Source organism: Tamlana flava (assembly GCF_041287255.1).
GTDB classification, from domain to species: domain Bacteria; phylum Bacteroidota; class Bacteroidia; order Flavobacteriales; family Flavobacteriaceae; genus Tamlana; species Tamlana flava.
The window spans coordinates 632,160-652,797 of the sequence record NZ_JBGGTX010000003.1; the positions used below are offsets into that span (position 1 = coordinate 632,160).

Below are 20,638 nucleotides of genomic sequence, written 5' to 3' on the forward strand. Positions count from 1 at the left end.
GTGAAATATGAATACAAAATAACACTCATGGTCATTTTAGCGGCCATAACCATTTTTGGTTTGGTCACAGGCAGGTATCTTTTTCTAGTATTTATGTTCCCTTTAGGTTTTGGGCTGTTTAAAAAGAAGGATTCTGACTAAGTCTTTTTAACGAAATCGGTTATAATGACTATTTGTTGCCCGTCAACTTTACCCTCAATGTACTTAGCGTTTTCATGATCTAAGCGAATGTTGCGCACGGCGGTGCCTTGTTTGGCAACCATGCTAGAACCCTTTACTTTTAAATCTTTAACCAGCACAACCGAGTCGCCATTTTCCAAAACAACGCCGTTCGTATCGCGGTGAATTATTTTTTCACTTTCGTCTTTGTCTTCTCCGGTTGCACGGGCCAAGGTCAAGGCATCATCATCTAGATACATCATGTCCAGCAAATCTTTTGGCCATCCTTCATTGCGAAGCCTTTGCAACATGCGCCATGCCATAATTTGCACGGCAACATGTTCGCTCCACATACTATCGTTTAAGCATCGCCAATGATTTGGGTCAATTTCTGAATCACCATTTATTTGATTTAGACAAGTTTCACAAACCAAAACATCATTTGCCACATTTTCATTCAATGATGGCGGAATGGTATATTGGCTTAAACCTTCATTTGAACCGCATAATTCGCAGCTATTATTACTTCTATCCTTTAGTGTTTGCAAAACGCTCATTACAATATTTTTTAACGGTGCAATAATACGTTTAAATAGCTACGCTCACAAACTATCTATGTTTCAAAAACAAAAAGGATGTCTTTGAAGACATCCTTTCAAATTAAATTTCATATATCATTAAATTAAAACCTAATTGGAATGTATAAATAATCACCATGATGACCAAAATACTTATTATAGGCTTTGCGCTCGTCTTCAGTCAATGCTGTTTTCATCAATTCCATATATTTATCAAACATCTTCTCTAAATCACACATAGAATCTACATAAATAACTTCATTAAAATCACGTTTATCGGAACCCCAAGCGTGTCTTTCTGGATAGTAAGCCTTAGCATATTCATTCTTACTAATCACATTTTCAAACACTTTTTTATGCAGTGCCTCCCACTCGTCCATGCTTCCATCTTCGGGAAATGCCATTTTATTTTGGCGCACATATAAAATCATATCTTCTGTAATCCCGCCTTCCAATTCTTTGGCTCCAGGCATGGTAGCGTAAATTTCATCAGAATGATAAACTGTATAGGCAGAATTCATCTTCTTTAAAAATGCTTCACGCGCTTCTTTATCAGGCCAAGCTTCTTTTTCAAGTTCTGCATTTCTTGCTGCAGCTTTATCTATCGCATCCCAATTTGGATAAGTCTGGGCATAAATAACTTCGTTGCTGTTGTCTGTAAAAAGATGTCTAAAATAGCCGGTCCACATGATGAATTCATTCTTTTTGGTCACCTTCTCCATGTATTCCTTTTCTATTGCCCTCCATTCCTCTGGGGTGCCTTTGTAATCATCACTCCAATATGTCGTGGTTACCGAAATGTACATAGGCCTTTTTGCGTCGTCTTGCGCAAAAGATAGGGGACTGTTAAAAAATAAAAGCAGCGTTAGCATTGCCACAAATAATTGATTGGTTGTTTTCATAATCTGAAAGAATTAATAGTTATTATATTGGTTAATTAATTAAAACTTTAAGATTTAGGGGTAATATGCATGGGCTATTATAATTAGGAATTGAGAGTTCTATAAATATACAATAAAAAATGGATGCCAAAGCATCCATTTTATGATTTAAGGATATATTGTTATTTTGATAGTTCATGAATCCATTTATACATATAATCTTCATGAACCCCGGTAAAATAGTTGCTCCAAGCTTTTCCTCTCGCTTTTCTTTCGGCTTCATCCGGCCAAGCCTCTTTCATAAGTTCTTGGTTTCTATCATACATCTTATCCAGATCTGCCCAAGATTCAATAAAAAATGCTAGTAGACCCTCTGTTCTATCCGAACCCCAAGCATGTACATGTGGATAAAACGCTTTGATATATTCATTTTTATTGATGACCTTTTCAATATATTCTAATCTCATTTTATTGAACTCTTCTTGCGAGCCATCTTCTGGAAATGCAAAATGTACTTTTCTAACATAACAAAGCAAGTCTTTTGTTGGCGCTTCTGCCATTAGTTTAGCCCCTTTTAGTGGCGCATAAATTTCATCGGAATGCTCATTGGCGTAATAGGAAAAACGATTGTCAAAAAAAGCTTGTCTGGCTTCTTTATCTGGCCATGCCTCTTTAGCAAGTTCAAAATTTCTATCTGCAAATTTTCCCATATCATCCCAAGAGGCAAATGTTTGGACATAGATTAGCTCCGTATTATCGGGAGTGAATTCGTGTAAATAAGTAGAAGCTCCCAAGATGTATTCATTCTTTTTGGTTACTTTATCTAAATACTCTTTTTCAACAGCTTTCCATTCGTCCATTTTAAAGTCTTCCTTGTCCATGTTCCAATGCATCGTAGTTACGGCAATGTACTCTGGCATTTTCGGGGCCTCTTCCTGTGCGGAAATAATTGAATAGTTGAACAACAATAGCATAACAGCCAATGTTGAGAATAATCGGTTGATTGTTTTCATAATCTGAAAGAATTAATAGTTATTATATTGGTTAATTAATTAAAACTTTAAGATCTGGGATAATATGTCTGGGCTATTGTAATTAGGAATTGAGAGTTCTATAAATATACAATAAAAAATTGACCCTCTTTGAATTAATTGATTTTTATTGCTTTAGGGTCTGCTGAATCTTTTTAGATAGTCCTCTTACGACCATGTTATAGGAGTGGTCTATAAGTTCTTTAATGAACTGTGGCTGAAGTTCGCCTTCATGAAGGTAAAGTGTGTTCCAATGTTTTTTGCTCATGTGGTAACCTGGGCGAATGCTCTTATATTCGGCACGAAGTTCTTGTGAATAATCAGGGTCGGCTTTTAAGTTTATGGCTGCTTCACCACGTTCCCAAGATTTTAATGATGTTAATGCAAACATTTTGCCCAAAACCTTAAAGACCAAAGTATCTTCATCAAAAGGAAAATCTTCAGTGGTTCCTTTTTTACTAAGGCAGTATTCACAAATTTGCTCGATGTTCACGATAATTACTTTAATTTTTTTGTGTTGCCTTCTTCAATCTTTAACGCAGAATAGTCCAATTTCCAACCAATAGTCTCGACAATGGTTTCAATGAGCAAAATTGCCTCTAAAGCTTCTTGCTGCGCTACCTGAATCAAACCACTTTCTGGAATTTTTTCCTGGATATGCATTTTCGCCTCATTGTGTAATCCTGTTAAATCGGCCGCTTCAAATTTGTTGAAAAAGCCATCCGATTTGTCGTAATAATTCAAATCGGTTTCAATAGACAAAACTTCTGGTTGCGGGAAATGTTCTAAAAAAATCTTTTTGTTCTCATTGTCGGCTTTCAGTTCAATCTTAGACAAATCAAACCCTACATGAGCCTTTGCATTTATAACCACTAACGCCTTTTTTTTACTGGAAATAAGTTTTAAAAAGCGTTCCTTAACATCTTCATAATGGTAAATTTCAGCAAAGTCGCCTTCCACAGTAATGAACTTGCACACCTTTTTTATCTTATCTAAAAGTATGGCAGATTGCGCTTTTACTAGCTGCTTCTTTTTAATCGACCTCAGGTAGGTTACAACACCCAAGCATACCAAAGCGCCAATTATAATGCCTAAAAATGTTTCCATTTATTCATTAATTTCAAATAAAACTGGTCTACTTGGCGATGCATCATTTTCAAAAGGTGCTACTTGTAAATTTAAAAAATACTCGCCGTCCTTTATTTTATTAGACAAATAGATAAATTCGGTGATGGTGGCATCCAACCTCAATTTCCCTTTGGTGTTCCAGAATGTATTGTGTCCTGCCAGTTCTCCATCATCTTTTTCTCTATCTATACTAGGTAAATCTATAAGCAAATGTTTAATGTTTTTTGAAACCAGATATTCCACAGCATCATTTAACAGATATGGCCAGTTTGTGTTTGAGTATTGCATGGAACATTTTTGCTTTCTAGTGTTTGGTAAAGTCCTGATTACTATAGCGTCCCGCTTTTTGTTTCCCAGAGCAAACTGAATTTGTTTTTTAGAAATTACCATATCGTCTTTTAAACGTTCGGGAGCCACCGTAATAACTTCAGCCAAAAAGAAAAACTGCTTTAAGTTTTGGTTTATGGAATGTACTTTTTCGGTAATATGGCCGGCACATTCAGTGTGTGTTCCATGAGCATGCGGATTGAAATAAATATTGTTGAAATTTATACTTGCCCCCTCTGCAACACTGGCCATCCAATCGCCATCTTTCTCAGGTTCAATCTTGGGTGGGCCAACGTACCAGGCATTTACATTGTTTTCCGAAGCTTGAAGCGGCATGGAAATATCCAAAGGTTTTGATAAATCTATTTGAAGTTTTCTGGAATTGTATTGTATGGTTGTTATCAAGATAAATTAATTTTAAAAAGGCTGGAAGCAATGCCATCACTTAAAAACTTCCCCCTTTTTGTTGTTAAAATTTTGCTATCCTCAATATACAATAAATGTTGGTTAATATAAATTTCTGATTGCCTTAAAAGATAATCTTTATAATTTTTTCCGAATTCAGTTTCTACTTTCCTAAGGGAAACACCCCAAATAGTCCGGAGGCCAGTCATGATGTATTCATTATACTTATCAGTAACCGTTAGAACTTCAGTTTCCATGGGCAAAATATACTGTTGTATGCTTTTTATATATTTTGAATTGTTTCTTATGTTCCAACTGCGGCTATCTCCATCAAATGAATGTGCTGATGGGCCAATGCCCAAATAGGGTTTTCCTTGCCAATACGCCGAATTGTTTTTGCTGAAATAATTGGGTTTTCCAAAATTGGAAAGCTCATAATTTATAAATCCTTCGGCTTCTAATTTTTGGACCAATAAATTGAACTGATCTTGCGCCAATGCATCATCTACATTTTCAACAATACCCTTTTTAATAAATGTTTCCAATGCCGTTTTTGGTTCTACGGTTAAGGCATAACAGGAAATATGCTGTATGTTGTATGACAATGCTGTTTCAATATTTTCAATCCATTCCTCATTGCTTAGCCCTGGAATGCCGTAGATTAAATCAACTGAAATATTATCAAAATACTGAGTGGCTAAAGATAAACATGTTTTGGCTTCATCGGCATTATGCGCCCGGTTCATGAGTTTTAAATCGCGTTGAAAAAAAGATTGTATGCCTATGCTTAACCTGTTTATTGGCGTATTTGTCAATGCGTTTAAGTGTTTAGGTGTTAAGTCGTCTGGGTTGGCTTCTAAAGTAATTTCTGGGTTTGTAACTACATTATAGTTTTTATAAACCCCATCAATCAATAATTCCAATTCGTCAATTGTCAACAAAGAAGGTGTTCCACCACCAAAATAAATGGTTTCAATCGTTTCGTTTCGGAGCTCATCTTTCCTTAAAACTATTTCCTTTGCTAAACATTGAATAAGTTCATCTTTCTTTTTTAAAGACGTTGAAAAATGAAAATCGCAATAATGGCAAGCTTGTTTGCAAAAAGGGATATGGATGTAGATGCCAGCCATTATTTTTTCACCCGGTCTTCATTCTGCTTCACAAACGCACTCCACCCAGAATAACTTTTACCGACGTCGATACGCCCGGAATTATAAAAATGACAAACGGCTGCTGCCAAACCATCAGTAGCATCCAGATTTTTAGGCAAGGATTTTAGTCCCAATAAATTTTGCAGCATTTTTGCCACCTGCTCTTTACTGGCATTTCCATTGCCTGTAATGGCCATCTTAATCTTTTTGGGCAAATATTCGGTAATGGGTATTTCTCTACTCAAACCTGCGGCCATAGCCACACCTTGTGCACGCCCCAACTTTAACATACTCTGCACATTTTTACCATAAAAAGGGGCTTCTATGGCTATTTCGTCTGGATTGTGGGTGTCTATCAATTCTATTGTACGCTCAAAAACATGTTTCAACTTTAAATAATGGTCATCATATTTTTTTAAGTCCAACTCATTTAATTGGATGAATTGCATGGTTTTTCCAACCACTTTTATCAGTCCAAATCCCATAATGGTTGTTCCAGGGTCAATTCCCAAAATAATGCGCTCTTTCATCAATCTCCACAATAATAACAACCACTAAGCGAAATAGATGCACCAATGGTTATGGTTAACATATCTCCGTTAAACGACCCAAAACCATCAGAAATGGGGTTAAATTCTTTTCCGAAGCCCAGAATATATGAGGTATCAAGATACACCGTTAATTTGTCTGAAACACCATAGTGCAGCTCTAGACCACCCAAAAAATTGAGGTAGGAGGTATTATTTTCGGTATAATCCCCTAAAGGTTTAAGGATTGAAAAACCAGGGCCAGCATGAAAAAACAGTCCTAGTCTATTAGAGAAATTCATAACATTTGACGCATCATAAACCAATTGCAAGTTTATTCTCGAATAATTCACTTTAAACTCTGGCGTGTTATCAACATTAGAAAACCGGTTAAAACCATAATCCAATTTAGCACCGAATTTCTGCATAAACATATATTGCAAACCTAGATTAATGCTGGGGAAGTTTATGGAATTGGCCTCGAAGTTACTCACAAATCCATTAGATGACGGATTATTCACACCCAAGGCAAACTGAGCCTTAACCGTACTAGTATCACCTTGGGACATTCCGGGAAAAGCATAGAAAAACAACATAACGGCCAGCCAAATTCGTGTATTGCCATTTAAATTTTTAATCATAAAGTATTATTGGTTTAATTTGTAGCAACTATGCTGTTCAGCCTACCATACAAAACTAAACAATTCTTTTTTGTGCTCATCAAGTTAAGCATTGTGGTTGGTGCATTTTATTTTATTTATCAAAAACTTGCCAACAACGACGAGCTTAAACTTTCCGTTTTTGTTGATTTTGTTTCAAAAAGCAAGGTTTTTTCACTGAAATCAATCGTTTTTTTGCTGATTTTAAGCATTTTTAATTGGTTTTTTGAGATTTTGAAATGGCAAACTTTGGTTGCTCCAATTAAAAAAATAAGTCTTAAAATGGCTGCAAAACAAAGTTTGGGTTCATTAACGGCATCATTAATAACCCCAAATCGAATAGGTGAATACGGTGCCAAAGCCCTTTACTTTGTTAAAGATGAGCAAAAAAAAATACTGCTCCTAAATTTTATTGGCAATATGCTACAAATGGGCGTAACTGTTTTGCTTGGCACAACTGGTTTATATTTTTTTATAAAAACCTACAATCCAGAAGTTAATTACTTAAAGCTTGGCAGATTATTACTTATTGCGCTCACCATAATTGCTTTAATTGGATTTGGATTTACGAAAAGCAGATTTACAATAAAAGGGGTTCCATTGGAAAAATTGAAATCCTTCCTATTAAAATTTCCTAAAAAAAACCTCCTAAAAGGGGGCCTTTTTTCATTTTTACGCTACGGTCTTTTCTCATTTCAGTTTTACTTTTTGCTGCAAACTTTTGCAGTTGATTTTGGTTATATTCAGGCGATGACCGTTATAACATCCATGTACCTACTGACCTCTATAATTCCTTCAATTTTTATTTTTGATGTTATCGTAAAAGGCAGTGTTGCCATTTACCTATTTTCGTTTGCCGGAGTTAATGAGGTTGTTATTTTGAGCATCACAACCATCATGTGGCTATTTAATTTTGTGCTTCCAAGTATTGTTGGAAGTTATTTTGTGCTGAATTTCAAACTTCCAAAAAAACATCAATATTCATGATCTTTGCTGCTATAATCATAACCATTACTTATTTATTTTTGATAGGAAGTTTTATCTACGGATTTGATAAAATAAAAACATTTACTTTAAAAGATGTTCCAGTAAAAACTAGATTTTCAATCATCATTCCTTTTAGAAATGAAGCTGGAAATTTGCCTCGTTTATTGCAATCGGTTGAAGCATTAAATTACCCAAAAAAATATTTTGAAATTATTTTTGTTGATGATGCCTCCGAGGATAATTCAGTTGAAATAATAAAGAGGCAACTTTTAAAGAGTAAAGTCCATTTTACCTTAATTAAAAATGAAAGAGCAACTGGTTCACCAAAAAAGGATACCATTACCTCAGGAATTAAAAAAGCAAAAAACGATTGGATTATAACTACAGATGCCGATTGCATTTTACCCAAATATTGGCTGGACAGCTTTGATGAATTCATTCAAAAAACTGATGCTTTATGTATTGTTGCTCCTGTTGCTTACATCAATGAAAACTCATTTTTAAATCGTTTCCAAATTTTGGACATGCTAAGTCTGCAAGGGGCAACCATTGGTGGTTTTGGTATTAAAAACCCGTTTTTGTGCAATGGGGCCAACTTTGCCTATAAAAAAGAAATTTTTAATTCGCTAAATGGTTTTGAAGGCAACACCAAAATAGCCAGTGGCGATGATGTATTCCTTCTTGAAAAAGTAGCCAAATCCTATCCGAAACAACTTCATTATTTAAAATGCGAGCACAGCATTGTTAGAACAAATTCACAACCAAGTTGGAAAACGCTAATCTCTCAAAGAATAAGATGGGCAGCCAAAGCAAGTGCCTACAAAAATTGGTTGGGAAAATTTACAGGGCTTACCATTTTACTGATGAATATTTTGATTATTGTTGGATTTATACTTTCAATTATTGATGTTTTCTCTTTACGGGCATGGATTTATATCATGATAATTAAATTCAATATCGACTTCTACTTAATTTATAAATCGGCCTCGTTTTTTGACCAAAAAGAAGCTTTACGAAGTTTCATTTTTGGGTTTATCATATATCCGTTTTTTAGTGTTTATGTTGCCTTTGCCTCCCTGTTTTCAAATTATACTTGGAAGGGTAGAACTTTCAAAAAATAATTACCAAATATAAAATGGGCGTCATTACGAGGGAGGAACGACCGAAGAAATTTCTCAAAAACACTACAACTCTGTCTAAGATTGCTTCACTACGTTCGCAATGACGTTGCAAATTAATGTAAGACTTAATCTCAAAACATTCTCATAAACATTATTCACCTTAAATTTTCTAGATTTACACCTATGAACCTGTTAGACAAAACCACGAACCCTGCTTTTAACAATTATTTTTTTGGAGAAAGAAATACATCCCAAAAAACAATGACGGTTACTGGCATTTTTATGAAATCGATGCTTTCCATATTGATTATGGTTATTATATCGTTCGGTGTTTGGCGGCTATATAATCAAGGTGCAGATATAAAATGGTATTCTATGGGTGGCATGTTGACGGCTATTATCATTAGCATTGTCATTTCCGTACGACAACATTGGGCACATATTTTGGTGCCACTTTATACCATTGCAAAAGGCCTTTTTCTAGGCAGTATTAGTATTTATGCACACGCACAATTTCCTGATTTACCCTATCAGGCCATCGGCATTACGGTTGTTACGTTTTTTGTTATGCTGTTACTTTACCAAACCCGAATTATTGTAGTGACTAAAAAATTACGAAACGTTATTATTACTGTTGCGGCAAGTATTTTTATAATTTACCTTATCTCATGGATTTTGGGCTTTTTCGGTATAAAAGTCTTCATTTGGGGCACGTCTTGGCCAGCCATTGTTTTTAATGTTGTGGCCTTGATTTTTGCAGCACTATCATTGCTTTTGGATTTTGATTATATAGAACGCCACAAAAACAAATCGCCCAAATACAAAGAATGGATTGCCACTTGGGGACTTTTGGTAACTCTAGTTTGGCTTTATGTCGAAATTTTAAGACTTATGCGAAAACTGGCCATAAAGTTTTAGTCGTTATTCTACATGAATTATAATGGGCAAATTAAACTCAGTTGTAACTTGCTGTCCGCGTTTTATAGCTGGAAAAATTCTCGGCAGCGAATCCAAACTTTTTTGGATCAACCCTTTTATTTCTGGAATTTCCTGTTTGGTAAGGGAATCTATATCAGCTTTCAATAAAGATAAATCCCCTTGTTTTGATATGTGAAACTGAAGGATTACCGTATCATTAATATCTTGGGTCACAACAATCTTTTCCTTTTTTAGATAATTGGTAATGTGATTGGTCAATGTGTACTGAAAACACGCTTGCTTTTCGGTTTTTGAAATGGAAGATTCACAGACTGAAAAGCTGGGATATTCATCAACATCGTTCCAATTGAAGGTTTGCAGTTCTTCGTTCAAAATGGCTTCGGGAGATGTTTTTTTCGCATTAAAATACTCGCAAGAATAGAGCATAAAAACACATATCCAAACCAAAAATATCTTCATAAATTACAACTGAAACCGAAAAGTACAATTTTATTCTAAATGTTCAATCCACATAAAGTATGAATTTGTAACATTAAGTTCAATTTTTAGTCCTATAAAATGAACATCTCAAACTCTTTTATGGACATATTTTTAATAATTATTGCACTCTTCATTATGGTTTTAGGGATAATTGGTAGCTTTTTACCTGTACTTCCTGGCCCTTTAACAAGCTGGGTTGGCCTATTGGTTGTTCATTTTACTGACTCCATCCCCATGGATAAGTCGTTCTTAATTATAACGCTTGCCATCGCATTATTTATTTGGCTGCTCGATTATATTATCCCAGCCATCGGCACCAAACGCTTTGGTGGCACGAGATATGGTATGATTGGCACCACAATTGGACTAATTGTTGGGTTAATTGCCCCTATACCGGAAGGAATAATAATTGGACCTTTTGTTGGTGCACTCCTTGGTGAACTTATAAACAAAAGTGATTCTAAAACTGCAACGAGAGCAGCATTTGGTTCATTCATTGGGTTTTTAACCTCAACCTTTATAAAATTTGTTGTGGCTGCTATTTATCTAGGCCTTTATATGGGCATTGTATGGGATTACAGAGCAACATTATTCCATTTATAAAATGAAGAAACCCTGTGGGTCTCTCACCTCCACAGGGCTTGTAAATTGCTATTATCAACAAAAAAATTGAGGGATTAATTAATTTTTATAAGTGTTGATAGCACAAAGATATTTATAACTATTCTTTTTGAACTGCGGAAAACCCGTAACGTTTTTACGGGTATGGTACAAACCCTAGAAATAGCAACGGATTTCGAAGCTTAAAAAAATACGGATTTTTTTAGGTAAATTAAATTTTAACATTTTTTGTAATACTAAGTCTACACAAATCCTTTCTTTCGTGCTTCATCAAGGAGGGTTTCATCTTGTCCATCTTGTACTTCAAAAATTTCCCTAAGCTGCTTTTTTCTTTTTTCAATGGCACTCAACGAAATATCAAGATGAGATGCCAAGTTTTTGGTTTTTACCCCTTGCGACAATAAGTGAAGAATTTTTCTGTTTTTGTCATCAATAACAATGTCGCTAGTAATTGTTTTTCTTATATGGCTATTCACTGTTCCACTATAAAAAGGCGGATTATTAAGTACAGCCTGAAATGCACTAGCAAGTTCACTGGATGTTAAATCGCTCTTAATTAAAAAACCTTCTGGATCAATGGTTTTAATAATATTATGAATTCTAAACGACTCATTGAACATCGTTAAAATAATAATCTTTGCTTTTGGTAAAATCTTTCTTGCATATTCAGACAAGTCTTCACCAGAACTCATAGAGCCGTCCTTTGAAGGGGGCAAACTTATATCTACAAACAATACGTTGTAAGGCCTTTCATTTTTAACGGACAAATCCATTAATTTTACAGCCTCATCACAATTATTGGCTATATCAATGTTTAATTCTTGAGTATCCTTTTTTGTAAAAAGTAGTGTGTTTTGATAACCTTCAATAATCATTGGGTGGTCATCAATCATTAGTATTTTTATTTTTTCAGTCATAATTTTGGCGTTAGGGTATTGGTGCCTCGATAATTACTGTAGTTCCAACCTCTTTTTCTGAAGTTATTTTAAGGGTTCCGCTTATCTCATTTATTCGCGAGTTTATGTTCTTTAAACCAATGCCAGATTTTGCTTTGTTAACATCAAACCCCGAACCATCATCGGTTATTGAGAGGCAAATTACATTATTTTTTAGTTTAAAACTAATAATAACATGATTGGCTTGGGCGTGTTTATAGATATTATGAAGCGTTTCTTGTATTATTCTATAAATATGAATCTTCTTTTTATTGGTTACAGCATCCCAGTTTATATCATCATCATGCTCTAATTTATAAGTGAGATTATATGCCAAGGTCTGCGTTTCAACCAAGGTTTTAATAATATCAATAAACCCAGAACCTGAAACAAAATCGGTGTTCAATTCGTGCGACACTTTCCTGATGTCTTCCTCTATCGTTTTTAATTCTGCAATGTATTGACCTCTGGTTTTTACCGCTTCTGTACTATTATTCATGTTCAAACTATCCAAACTCAATCGTGTGCCAAATAATCTACCCAGAACGCCATCATGCAGCTCTTCCGATATTCGTTTTTTCTCTAATGCCCTAGCCTCTTCAATGCTCTCGTTTTGCGATAGCATTAAATTGTAGATTTCTTCGTTGGTTTCTTGCTGTTGCTGAATAAATTGTAATTCCTTGTTTTTATTCCTTTGCGCAATAACCAGATATAATAATATCGAAGCTATGATGATGACAACTGAAATTATCAATAGCCACATGCGTTCTTTTGCAATTTGAATGTTCTCCTTTTCAATTTGGCTGGTTTCGAAACGAATTCTGGCAAACTTATTTCTTATGGCCCGCTCATTTTTTTGTAAACTATCGTTAAGCTTGATATAAGCTTTTAAATGGTCTGCCGCCTTTTCACCTTCATCTATTTTGGAGAGCAATAATAAGGAACTCAACAATTCATCTTTATGAAAATTCTCTGCTATATCTTTTGCTTGATAGGCATAGTGTTTTGCAGCAGTAATATCGTTTTTGTATTTGTAGTATTCAGCAAGGTGTTGGTTAATACTAATGGAATTATACCCTCCTGGATTTATACTGTCTGAAACTTTTAAGGCCTTAAAAAACAAATTAGGCAACTCGCCAAAATCCTGATTTAAAAATTTAGTGTGGGCGTAGTTATCCAAGACCAAAGCATAGAAATCTGGTCTCGTATCAATCAAATCCTGATTATTTAAAATTTGACCATAATACTCTAACGCCAAATCATAAGCACCAGATTTTTTGTAGGAAAGGGCCAAGTTATTTTTGGAGATATCTATACTTAACTTATTATCTCCTTTCATCTTTTCTTTTATGGTAAGGGCCCGTTCATAGTAGGATATAGATTCCTCATATTGCTCCAATTCACCAAAAACAATACCCAAATTATTATAAATAAATGCCTTTGTCTCAATTACCGATTCCGTTTCTTTTAAAGGTTCAAGCAAAGACATAGCTCTTACAGAAGTTAATTCACTGCCAGTAAGATCTTTTTCATTTTTTTGAACAACAGCAATACCGTATAAGGTTCTAGCTAGTTTATAATTATCATTTTTTCTTTCATAGTACTTTTGGGCCTTGTGGTAGTAATAGTAAGCACTGTCTGCAGAGAAACTAAATCTGTACAACTCTCCTAAGGCATAATAGGCATTAGCAACAGTTGTTGAGTCCTGGCTCTTTTTTAATAGTACATTTTTATGAATGGAATCTATTAAAGCTAAATTAGTTTCACTTTGAGCCATTACTGAAGTGAAACAAGAAAGGAAAAGTATTTTAAAAATTAAAAATCTCAAGAAAATAGTAAAATTGGCTATTTCTCAAATGTATTTATAATTTTTCAATTTAAATCAATAAAAAACCTCTTTACTATATTAGTAAAGAGGTTATGTAGGTAAAAACTTTTTTATTATTATTATTCATCAACCGCACCACCAGTAATAGGAGTTAAAACTTCTGGAGTAATTAAAACATCATCTTCAGTTAAATCTTGTTTTGTACAAGATACTAGTGACGCAAAAATAACGGCTACTAATACTGTAATTTTTAGGGATTTCATATAATTCGATTTTAAGGTTAAACAGTTTTTCTCTTTTCAAATAAAAATTGTTAGCCAAGACTTTAAAAAATAAAATCTGGCATGAGGGAAAAAATGGATAATTAACTTAAAATCGAAAACACAAAAATGTGCAGAACGATTCGATAAATAAATTTTGAGGGATTGACTTAAAAAGTCTGAATGGATTAAATTATAAAGCTGGACTTAGGGAAATTGGGTCGCCCGACTATATAGTGCTAAAATAAGCTAACAGTTGTTAATAACTCTAATTTTTTTCGATAAATGGGTAAATATTCGATGAAATGCACCCTTTTTTATCGACGAAATGCAATAAAGCGCGATTTTCAAAGAAAGATTTACCGTGTTGATTTGTCTTTTATCAAGCTTGTTTTAACAATTTTTGTCTTTACATCGTCTCCATTCGTCGGATTTTGTATTCTATTTATGAGCATTTGGGCGGCACTTGCTCCAATCTCTTTGGCATGCTGACGAATGGTAGTTAGTTTAGGAAGTGTATGGTTTGATTCTGACTTGCTCGCAAATGCGATTACCGATATATCTTTAGGTACTTTGTAACCGAGGTTAATGGCTGCATTAATAGTTATAACGCCAGAGGAACTGTCTGCAGCAATTATGGCATCAATACTTTTATTCTTCTTTAAAAATGATTTTATTTTCTTCTGATGGTCGTCTTTACTCTTAATTTTCAAGACCAATGGCTGCTGAGTTCTGCTTTCCAATATGGCCTTGTTATAGCCGCGCTCCCTAAGCTTGCCCACACTAAGATCATCAATATTGCTAATAAAAGCAATTTGTTTTCTGTTGTCATTCAATAAACTTCTGGTGGCATTGTAGGTTGCATCAAAATCATCAACAATCACTTTATCACACATTACATCGTGTGCTACGCGGTCAAACATGACTATAGGCAGCCCTTGTTTTATGGTGTTTTTAAAATGCTCTATTTCCTTTTTAACCTGTGTCTCGGCCGCAACAGACAAAATAAAACCATCAACGCTTCCGTTAGCCAATAATTTTAAACTTTCCTTTTCCTTCTCCAAAGACTCGTTAGAAATACATGTAATAATATTGTAACCAAGCTTATTTGCTTCACGTTCAATACCAAAAAGCACTTTTGCCAAAAATCGGTTTAGAATATTGGGAATAATAACCCCAATAGTTTTTGTTTTATTTTGCTTTAAGCTTAACGCAACTTTATTGGGCGTGTAATTATGTTGCTCGGCGAGCTCTTTTACACGTCTTATGGTGTCTTCGCCTATTTCCTCACTATTGTTCAACGCCTTAGAAACCGTTGAAATGGAAACATTCAATTCTTTCGCCAATTGTTTTAAAGTAACCATACGTTAACCTATAAAATTAAAGTTACGCAATTTACAAAATTACTTTTGCAAAAACTCTAAGTTAAAATTAGTTGCCCAAAGCACACGTGACATAAAAATTAATATTTAGCTAACATCTTAATTAGCCAAAGAATAGTACTTTTGCCCTTCAATCAAATATATGGATTTTTCAAAAGTAAAGCTTGTAGTATCAGACATGGATGGCACCTTACTGAACCGAGAAAGTGAGGTCAGCACCCGATTTTTTAATCAGTTTAACGCTTTGAAGGAAAAAAACATTCATTTTATTGCTGCAAGCGGGCGTCAATACCAAAGTATTTTAGACAAACTTCATTCTATAAAAGACGACATATCAATAATTGCAGAGAATGGGGGCATCATGAAATACAACAACGAAGAGCACATTCTGTTGAAATTAACCTCGGAAAATGTGCAAAGGTCTGTCTCATTGTTACGAATGGTTGAAGACGCCTACATTGTGTTGTGCGGAAGAAAAAGAGCCTATATTGAAACTAGTTCTGAAGATTTTATCTCAAGATTCAGCAAGTATTATAAAGAGTATGCCATAGTTGATGATTTAACCAAAGTTGATGATGACGATTTTTTAAAAATAGCCGTTTTTCATTACGAGTCTTCTGAAAAACATATTTTGCCCATAGCTAAAGCTTTAAGAACGGATTTACAGGTTATTGTTTCTGGTGAAAACTGGTTGGACATTTCGCATGCCGAAGCCAATAAAGGCTATGCTTTAAACATTCTTCAACAAAAACTTGGGGTTACAAAAGAAGAAACCATGGTTTTTGGCGATTACAACAATGATCTAGAAATGCTAGAACTCGCTTATTTTAGCTATGCCATGGAAAACGGACATGATGACGTTAAAAAAACTGCACGCTTTATAACAAAAAGTAATGCCGAAGAAGGCGTTGAAACTATTTTGGACAAATTATTGAACCACGGTTTATAAAACGGGTTTAGTAATTTGAAAAAGAAAAGGCGTATATAAGCATATACGCCTGTTAGCTATTAACCGCCTTAATTCTTATGGAGAACTAAACGTTCATAATTACAACTTAAATCTCTCCTGTTAAGTAACATTTGTTACATAAGTAAAAAAAACAGCCCTCTTTAAAACAGCTTTTTATAATATTCATCAGCCATTCTTGCTGTTGTAAATTCCGGAATTACGCCATCCATGGCATTAAATACAATGTTTTGCCATTTATCTGGATTGTCGTAATAAGTTGGAAGCACCTTATTTTCCAAAATATTATATAAATGCTCTGTATCCAATTTATCTTGGTCCCAGGTTGGCATATTATGGTCCAATTCGGGTAAAACGAAACAATTTTCTCCGTCCTTTTGAAATTCGGGTATCCAACCATCGTTTGTTGAAACATTTACCGAACCGTTCATTGCAGCAGTCATTCCGCTAGTGCCTGAGGCCTCCCGTGTAATTCGTGGTGTATTCAACCAAACATCGGAGCCACATTTTAATTTTTTTGATAAATCTATTTCATAACCAATAAGCACCGCCAAATTTGGTTCGGCTTTAGAATTATACACCAAATGGTTAAACACATCAATGGCTCCATAATCGAACGGATAAGGTTTTCCGGCCCAAATAATCTGCACGGGATATTGTTGATTGGAAATCAATCTTTTAAAACGATCAAAATCATGCAACAACAAATCGGCTCTTTTATAGGCAGCAAATCGTCTTGCCCAAACAATGGTTAAAACATTAGGGTTAAACGACTTTCCTGTTTGGTTATAAACCTCTTGAAATAGCTCATTCTTTAATTCAGTCTTTCGCCATTTATAGCCTTTTTTATCTTTATGAATCCATGCTTGCTTTACGCTTTCATCTTGCCAAAACTTTTGATTCTGGGCATTGGTAATCGGTATGATTTGGCTAACTCCGTAATAATCCTTCCACATGTCATTTGCTACCTTGGCATGCAATTTTGAAACGCCATTGGCCTTTTTACTCATTCTTAAGGCAGAAACCGTATAATTAATCATTCCGCCATTTACCATTTCCTTTTCCAATTCTTCGTTGGAAAGCGTTCTTCCAAAAAAACCACATCGGTTTAAATGTCTTGCATCGCGTTCTTCATTTCCCGCTTTTTCTGGAGTATGCGTTGTAAAAACCATTTGGTCTTTTGTAACTCCCCTATCCCTTAAATAATAAAAGGCTGGCAAAGCATGGCCTTCGTTTAAATGATAGGTTTCTGCGCCACCTAAAGCTTCAACTACTTTTGCGCCGCCAATGCCCAGCACGATACTTTGGGAAACACGAGTCACTTGATTTTGGTCGTACAAATGATTGGTGATGGTTCTCGATAAATGGTCGTTGCCCTCAACATCCGTGGTCAAAAAATACATGGGCACAGTGCCAAAAACCTCAGGTTTTAAAACAAAAGCTCGAACCTTAACATGCGGATTATCGTGCAGTTTAATTTCTACCTCAACACCTGTGTCTTCCAAAAAATCAAAATGTTTTTCGTTGAATTCCGCTTTAAGTGTTTGGTCTTCGTTTCTGGCTTGGTCGTAATAGCCATACTTCCAAAGCATGCCAATGCCAATCATATTTTGCTTGAGCTCATAACCTGAACGCATGTGCGATCCTGCCAAAAACCCCAAGCCTCCAGAATAGATGTTAAAGGATTGGTGTATGCCAAATTCCATACTAAAATAGGCTACACGTTTATTATATTCTTTAGCTGATTCATAAGGATGATACCATTTATTATATTGGGTGTCCATAAGTTTTTACAATAAAAATTTTACTGCTTAAATGTAGCAAAAACTGTTATGCGCTTGTGGAATTTCAACACTTAATTAAGCTTAAAAAAGTAATTTATAACGTATATAAATTTGCTTTAGAATACTTGTCTTAATTATTTTATGACTAAAATCAGAAGAAAACCTGAATGATCACTTTAACTTTTCGGGTTAACTTTTCATTATCCTCTTTTTTTGTATTTTTAAGATTGTAATAACGCTCTTAAACCGGTTTTTCCTAATTTAGGTGAAAAGAATTAGTTTAAAGAAAAGTTATGCTATCCTCTCTCAGTCTCGTTGAAGGCGTTCAAGTTAAAAATGAACTTAACAAGGTTATCCTATGTTCCATGTAAATAAAAATCACTATTTCCTATGGATTATTGCTTCAACGCTAATAACATTTGGCGTAGTTTCCTATTTGAGCATGGCCAGTCAAATAAAATGGAAGGAACCGGTATTAAAACACTCTTATACATTTGAAGATGGTACCGCTAAAGATGTTGTGGGTGAAGCTCATGGAACCATTAAAGGCAATAGCGAGATTACACATGGTTTATTTATTACCGATGAAGAAGGGGATTATTTAGAATTTCCAGCAGATAAAATAAAGATTAACGAATATTCCGCTATTACTTTGGAGGCCTATGTAATTGCAGGAAAAGGCAATGGCGCATTTACAATGCTTTCATACTTTGGAAATACAAGAGGTGAATATGGAGCAGATTATATATGTCAAACTTTAGTAAATAATTTAACTAGCGGTACTAGCATTTCATGCAAAAATTATGAACTTCCTTGGGAAACAGCAAGTGATATTACTGAAAAACTCTTATCGGATGATCAATTTCATCATATCGTCACAACCTTTGACAACCACGAACTTAAATTTTATCTTGATGGGAAACTAGTTAGTGAATTACCATCAGAAAACAAGGATAATATTATTAAAAACTTAAGTAACAAATTTGCTTATCTATGTAAATCAGGCTACTTGCAAGACCAAACTTGGTTAGGTGCGATTGAGACTTTTAATATCTATGAAGGCATCCTGAATGATAAAATGATAGCCAATTCTGCAAAAAAGCTTGATACTTATAAAAAAAACCTTGAAGACTATTTGACAAATAATCACGAAGCCCAAACAACCAAACCTGTACTAAAACATTCATACACCTTTGAAGATGGCACAGCTAATGACTTAATAAATAATGCAAATGGTATGCTTGTAGGTAATGGTATGATTGGGGATGGGTTATTTATTGCCGATGAAGAAGGGGAATATGTAGTTCTCCCAGCTAATAAAATTAATATCAATGAATATTCTTCAGTAACATTGGAAGCTTTTGTTTTAATACCAAAGGGAAGGTGGGGCCAAACAATTTCTTATTTTGGGTCTAATCGAGCAAGCCGCGGAATAAATTATATTAATCAATGTGTAGATAATAATAATCTCAGCTATACTGGAATTAGCTGCATCACTACTGTAAGACCTTGGGAAACAAGAACCGAGTTAATAGGCATCTCAATTCAGGATGATAAATATCATCATGTTGTGACAACCTTTGACAACGAAATATTAAAATATTATGTAGATGGTAAGTTAATGGGCACACAATTTAATCTCCGTCAAAAATCCAATAATATTAGTAATTTAAGTAACGATCAGGCTTATTTGTTTAAATCAGGGAATAGATGGGAGGAAACCTTGAAGGGCGCCATTGACACATTTAATATCTATGAAGGTGTTTTAGATGCCGAAACCATTGCCAAATCTGCCGAAGAGTATCTCAAAGAAAAAGAATTATAAATCAAAAACAATGTCCAATATTCTCTATACGGGATAATCTCGGATAGCTCAACAATAGTTGCAATGTATCTTTGAGTATAATGGTTGCAATACCCTCAATCTTCAACCTAATATTAAAATATATGAAAACAAAACGCATAATTTATCTTGCATTTATTATTTGCGCAATCGCCTTTTTAGATTGTAGTAGTGACAACTCAAATGAAGTTGAGGAACGTCAAAATACAATGTCGGCTTATATCGACGTGCAGTTAATAACTTGGAAAGTTGTGTCCTTGAGAGATAAAGGCGATAACTATGAAATATCAGGACTTGCAGCAGATAATGTGGATTCAGACCTAACACACTCTTTTAAAATATATTTTAATCCAACTAGCGGCCCAGGAGTTTATAACTTTGACGGCGTTGAAAACTATGTAGAATATTATGTGTATCGAGGAGGAATTTTTGACTCTACAATTGACTACTATTATTATTCCCCACCATTTTGCAACGATGAATATCAAAACATCGTTTCTGGCAAAATTGAACTCACTTCCTTCAACAGTGTTTTTAAAGGCACTTTTGAGTTTGTCGCAACAGAGAAATGTGAAACCAAACAAACCCAAATAACTGAAGGTAAATTTGAAATAGGACTAAGTATGTATTAATCATTTTAACCAT

Annotated in this window: 22 protein-coding genes; 7 read left to right on the forward strand and 15 right to left on the reverse strand. The window is 34.6% G+C overall.

Annotated features, from left to right (window positions below; all coding sequences use genetic code 11):
- Nucleotides 1-137 precede the first annotated feature (137 nt).
- The 9 genes from ACB104_RS11910 to ACB104_RS11950 form a co-directional block, all read right to left on the reverse strand.
- Nucleotides 138-716, reverse strand: coding sequence for a PhnA domain-containing protein (locus ACB104_RS11910; protein WP_370478970.1), 579 nt, complete (start codon nucleotides 714-716; stop codon nucleotides 138-140).
- Nucleotides 717-841: 125 nt separating this feature from the next.
- Nucleotides 842-1,639 carry a hypothetical protein gene (locus ACB104_RS11915; RefSeq protein WP_370478971.1) on the reverse strand — a complete coding sequence of 266 codons (798 nt, stop codon included), beginning with the start codon at nucleotides 1,637-1,639 and terminating at the stop codon, nucleotides 842-844.
- A 161-nt stretch (nucleotides 1,640-1,800) separates the two neighbouring features.
- Nucleotides 1,801-2,631 carry a hypothetical protein gene (locus ACB104_RS11920; RefSeq protein WP_370478973.1) on the reverse strand — a complete coding sequence of 277 codons (831 nt, stop codon included), beginning with the start codon at nucleotides 2,629-2,631 and terminating at the stop codon, nucleotides 1,801-1,803.
- A 145-nt stretch (nucleotides 2,632-2,776) separates the two neighbouring features.
- Entirely contained in the window at nucleotides 2,777-3,142 is a 366-nt protein-coding gene (locus ACB104_RS11925; protein ID WP_370478974.1) for an MmcQ/YjbR family DNA-binding protein, read from the reverse strand.
- 5 nt (nucleotides 3,143-3,147) lie between these two features.
- Nucleotides 3,148-3,756 carry a DUF4230 domain-containing protein gene (locus tag ACB104_RS11930; RefSeq protein ID WP_370478976.1) on the reverse strand — a complete coding sequence of 203 codons (609 nt, stop codon included), beginning with the start codon at nucleotides 3,754-3,756 and terminating at the stop codon, nucleotides 3,148-3,150.
- Complete coding sequence (locus ACB104_RS11935; protein WP_370478978.1) at nucleotides 3,757-4,509, reverse strand: cyclase family protein; 753 nt, start codon at nucleotides 4,507-4,509, stop codon at nucleotides 3,757-3,759.
- A complete protein-coding gene (gene hemW / locus ACB104_RS11940; RefSeq protein ID WP_370478979.1) occupies nucleotides 4,506-5,639 on the reverse strand; it encodes a radical SAM family heme chaperone HemW in 1,134 nt (377 codons plus the stop codon). Before hemW ends, ACB104_RS11935 begins: the two co-directional genes overlap by 4 nt.
- Nucleotides 5,639-6,193, reverse strand: coding sequence for a crossover junction endodeoxyribonuclease RuvC (ruvC, locus tag ACB104_RS11945; protein ID WP_370478981.1), 555 nt, complete (start codon nucleotides 6,191-6,193; stop codon nucleotides 5,639-5,641). The genes hemW and ruvC overlap by 1 nt, the downstream gene beginning before the upstream one ends.
- Nucleotides 6,190-6,828, reverse strand: a complete 639-nt coding sequence (locus ACB104_RS11950; RefSeq protein ID WP_370478983.1) for an outer membrane beta-barrel protein — start codon at nucleotides 6,826-6,828, stop codon at nucleotides 6,190-6,192. Before ACB104_RS11950 ends, ruvC begins: the two co-directional genes overlap by 4 nt.
- Before the next feature lie 30 nt (nucleotides 6,829-6,858).
- Between ACB104_RS11950 and ACB104_RS11955 the strand changes: the two genes are divergently transcribed.
- From ACB104_RS11955 to ACB104_RS11965, 3 genes are all read left to right on the forward strand, one after another.
- A complete protein-coding gene (locus ACB104_RS11955; RefSeq protein WP_370478985.1) occupies nucleotides 6,859-7,833 on the forward strand; it encodes a lysylphosphatidylglycerol synthase domain-containing protein in 975 nt (324 codons plus the stop codon).
- The gene (locus ACB104_RS11960) at nucleotides 7,830-8,954 is read left to right on the forward strand and encodes a glycosyltransferase family 2 protein (protein ID WP_370478986.1); all 1,125 of its coding nucleotides are present in this window, start codon (nucleotides 7,830-7,832) and stop codon (nucleotides 8,952-8,954) included. Before ACB104_RS11955 ends, ACB104_RS11960 begins: the two co-directional genes overlap by 4 nt.
- A 183-nt stretch (nucleotides 8,955-9,137) precedes the next feature.
- The gene (locus ACB104_RS11965; RefSeq protein ID WP_370478988.1) at nucleotides 9,138-9,872 is read left to right on the forward strand and encodes a Bax inhibitor-1/YccA family protein; all 735 of its coding nucleotides are present in this window, start codon (nucleotides 9,138-9,140) and stop codon (nucleotides 9,870-9,872) included.
- A gap of 3 nt (nucleotides 9,873-9,875) precedes the next feature.
- Here ACB104_RS11965 and ACB104_RS11970 read toward each other — a convergent pair whose 3' ends face one another.
- Nucleotides 9,876-10,352, reverse strand: a complete 477-nt coding sequence (locus tag ACB104_RS11970) for an energy transducer TonB (protein WP_370478990.1) — start codon at nucleotides 10,350-10,352, stop codon at nucleotides 9,876-9,878.
- A gap of 120 nt (nucleotides 10,353-10,472) precedes the next feature.
- Here ACB104_RS11970 and ACB104_RS11975 point away from each other — a divergent pair, with 120 nt between their 5' ends.
- Entirely contained in the window at nucleotides 10,473-10,976 is a 504-nt protein-coding gene (locus ACB104_RS11975) for a DUF456 domain-containing protein (RefSeq protein WP_370478991.1), read from the forward strand.
- 260 nt (nucleotides 10,977-11,236) lie between these two features.
- Here ACB104_RS11975 and ACB104_RS11980 read toward each other — a convergent pair whose 3' ends face one another.
- The 4 genes from ACB104_RS11980 to ACB104_RS11995 all read right to left on the reverse strand — a co-directional run bounded on the left by ACB104_RS11980 (nucleotide 11,237) and on the right by ACB104_RS11995 (nucleotide 15,381).
- Nucleotides 11,237-11,911, reverse strand: coding sequence for a response regulator (locus ACB104_RS11980; protein ID WP_370478993.1), 675 nt, complete (start codon nucleotides 11,909-11,911; stop codon nucleotides 11,237-11,239).
- A gap of 10 nt (nucleotides 11,912-11,921) precedes the next feature.
- Nucleotides 11,922-13,706, reverse strand: coding sequence for a tetratricopeptide repeat-containing sensor histidine kinase (locus tag ACB104_RS11985; protein WP_370478995.1), 1,785 nt, complete (start codon nucleotides 13,704-13,706; stop codon nucleotides 11,922-11,924).
- Between the two features lie 170 nt (nucleotides 13,707-13,876).
- Nucleotides 13,877-14,020, reverse strand: coding sequence for a hypothetical protein (locus ACB104_RS11990; RefSeq protein ID WP_370478996.1), 144 nt, complete (start codon nucleotides 14,018-14,020; stop codon nucleotides 13,877-13,879).
- 356 nt (nucleotides 14,021-14,376) lie between these two features.
- A complete protein-coding gene (locus ACB104_RS11995; protein ID WP_370478998.1) occupies nucleotides 14,377-15,381 on the reverse strand; it encodes a LacI family DNA-binding transcriptional regulator in 1,005 nt (334 codons plus the stop codon).
- A gap of 160 nt (nucleotides 15,382-15,541) precedes the next feature.
- Between ACB104_RS11995 and ACB104_RS12000 the strand changes: the two genes are divergently transcribed.
- Nucleotides 15,542-16,348, forward strand: a complete 807-nt coding sequence (locus ACB104_RS12000) for an HAD family hydrolase (RefSeq protein ID WP_370479000.1) — start codon at nucleotides 15,542-15,544, stop codon at nucleotides 16,346-16,348.
- A gap of 161 nt (nucleotides 16,349-16,509) precedes the next feature.
- On the opposite strand, the gene glgP is transcribed toward ACB104_RS12000, so the two are convergent.
- Nucleotides 16,510-18,150 (reverse strand): alpha-glucan family phosphorylase, encoded by a 1,641-nt coding sequence (glgP, locus tag ACB104_RS12005; RefSeq protein WP_370479001.1) that lies wholly within the window; start codon nucleotides 18,148-18,150, stop codon nucleotides 16,510-16,512.
- A gap of 358 nt (nucleotides 18,151-18,508) precedes the next feature.
- On the opposite strand from glgP, the gene ACB104_RS12010 reads away from it, so the two are divergent.
- Together ACB104_RS12010 and ACB104_RS12015 are read left to right on the forward strand one after the other, a co-directional pair.
- Complete coding sequence (locus tag ACB104_RS12010) at nucleotides 18,509-19,975, forward strand: LamG-like jellyroll fold domain-containing protein (RefSeq protein WP_370479003.1); 1,467 nt, start codon at nucleotides 18,509-18,511, stop codon at nucleotides 19,973-19,975.
- 122 nt (nucleotides 19,976-20,097) lie between these two features.
- Nucleotides 20,098-20,625 carry a hypothetical protein gene (locus ACB104_RS12015; RefSeq protein WP_370479004.1) on the forward strand — a complete coding sequence of 176 codons (528 nt, stop codon included), beginning with the start codon at nucleotides 20,098-20,100 and terminating at the stop codon, nucleotides 20,623-20,625.
- Nucleotides 20,626-20,638: the final 13 nt, after the last annotated feature.

Coding starts and splice junctions, on each gene's coding strand:
- ACB104_RS11920 (WP_370478973.1), bottom strand. CDS start 2,631: ATGAAAACAATCAACCGATTATTCTCAACATTGGCTGTTATGCTATTG.
- ACB104_RS11950 (WP_370478983.1), bottom strand. CDS start 6,828: ATGATTAAAAATTTAAATGGCAATACACGAATTTGGCTGGCCGTTATG.
- ACB104_RS12010 (WP_370479003.1), top strand. CDS start 18,509: ATGTTCCATGTAAATAAAAATCACTATTTCCTATGGATTATTGCTTCA.
- glgP (WP_370479001.1), bottom strand. CDS start 18,150: ATGGACACCCAATATAATAAATGGTATCATCCTTATGAATCAGCTAAA.
- ACB104_RS11955 (WP_370478985.1), top strand. CDS start 6,859: ATGCTGTTCAGCCTACCATACAAAACTAAACAATTCTTTTTTGTGCTC.
- ACB104_RS11910 (WP_370478970.1), bottom strand. CDS start 716: ATGAGCGTTTTGCAAACACTAAAGGATAGAAGTAATAATAGCTGCGAA.
- hemW (WP_370478979.1), bottom strand. CDS start 5,639: ATGGCTGGCATCTACATCCATATCCCTTTTTGCAAACAAGCTTGCCAT.
- ACB104_RS11985 (WP_370478995.1), bottom strand. CDS start 13,706: ATGGCTCAAAGTGAAACTAATTTAGCTTTAATAGATTCCATTCATAAA.
- ACB104_RS11915 (WP_370478971.1), bottom strand. CDS start 1,639: ATGAAAACAACCAATCAATTATTTGTGGCAATGCTAACGCTGCTTTTA.
- ACB104_RS11960 (WP_370478986.1), top strand. CDS start 7,830: ATGATCTTTGCTGCTATAATCATAACCATTACTTATTTATTTTTGATA.
- ACB104_RS11970 (WP_370478990.1), bottom strand. CDS start 10,352: ATGAAGATATTTTTGGTTTGGATATGTGTTTTTATGCTCTATTCTTGC.
- ACB104_RS11965 (WP_370478988.1), top strand. CDS start 9,138: ATGAACCTGTTAGACAAAACCACGAACCCTGCTTTTAACAATTATTTT.
- ACB104_RS11930 (WP_370478976.1), bottom strand. CDS start 3,756: ATGGAAACATTTTTAGGCATTATAATTGGCGCTTTGGTATGCTTGGGT.
- ACB104_RS12015 (WP_370479004.1), top strand. CDS start 20,098: ATGAAAACAAAACGCATAATTTATCTTGCATTTATTATTTGCGCAATC.
- ACB104_RS11975 (WP_370478991.1), top strand. CDS start 10,473: ATGGACATATTTTTAATAATTATTGCACTCTTCATTATGGTTTTAGGG.
- ACB104_RS11990 (WP_370478996.1), bottom strand. CDS start 14,020: ATGAAATCCCTAAAAATTACAGTATTAGTAGCCGTTATTTTTGCGTCA.
- ACB104_RS12000 (WP_370479000.1), top strand. CDS start 15,542: ATGGATTTTTCAAAAGTAAAGCTTGTAGTATCAGACATGGATGGCACC.
- ACB104_RS11980 (WP_370478993.1), bottom strand. CDS start 11,911: ATGACTGAAAAAATAAAAATACTAATGATTGATGACCACCCAATGATT.
- ACB104_RS11995 (WP_370478998.1), bottom strand. CDS start 15,381: ATGGTTACTTTAAAACAATTGGCGAAAGAATTGAATGTTTCCATTTCA.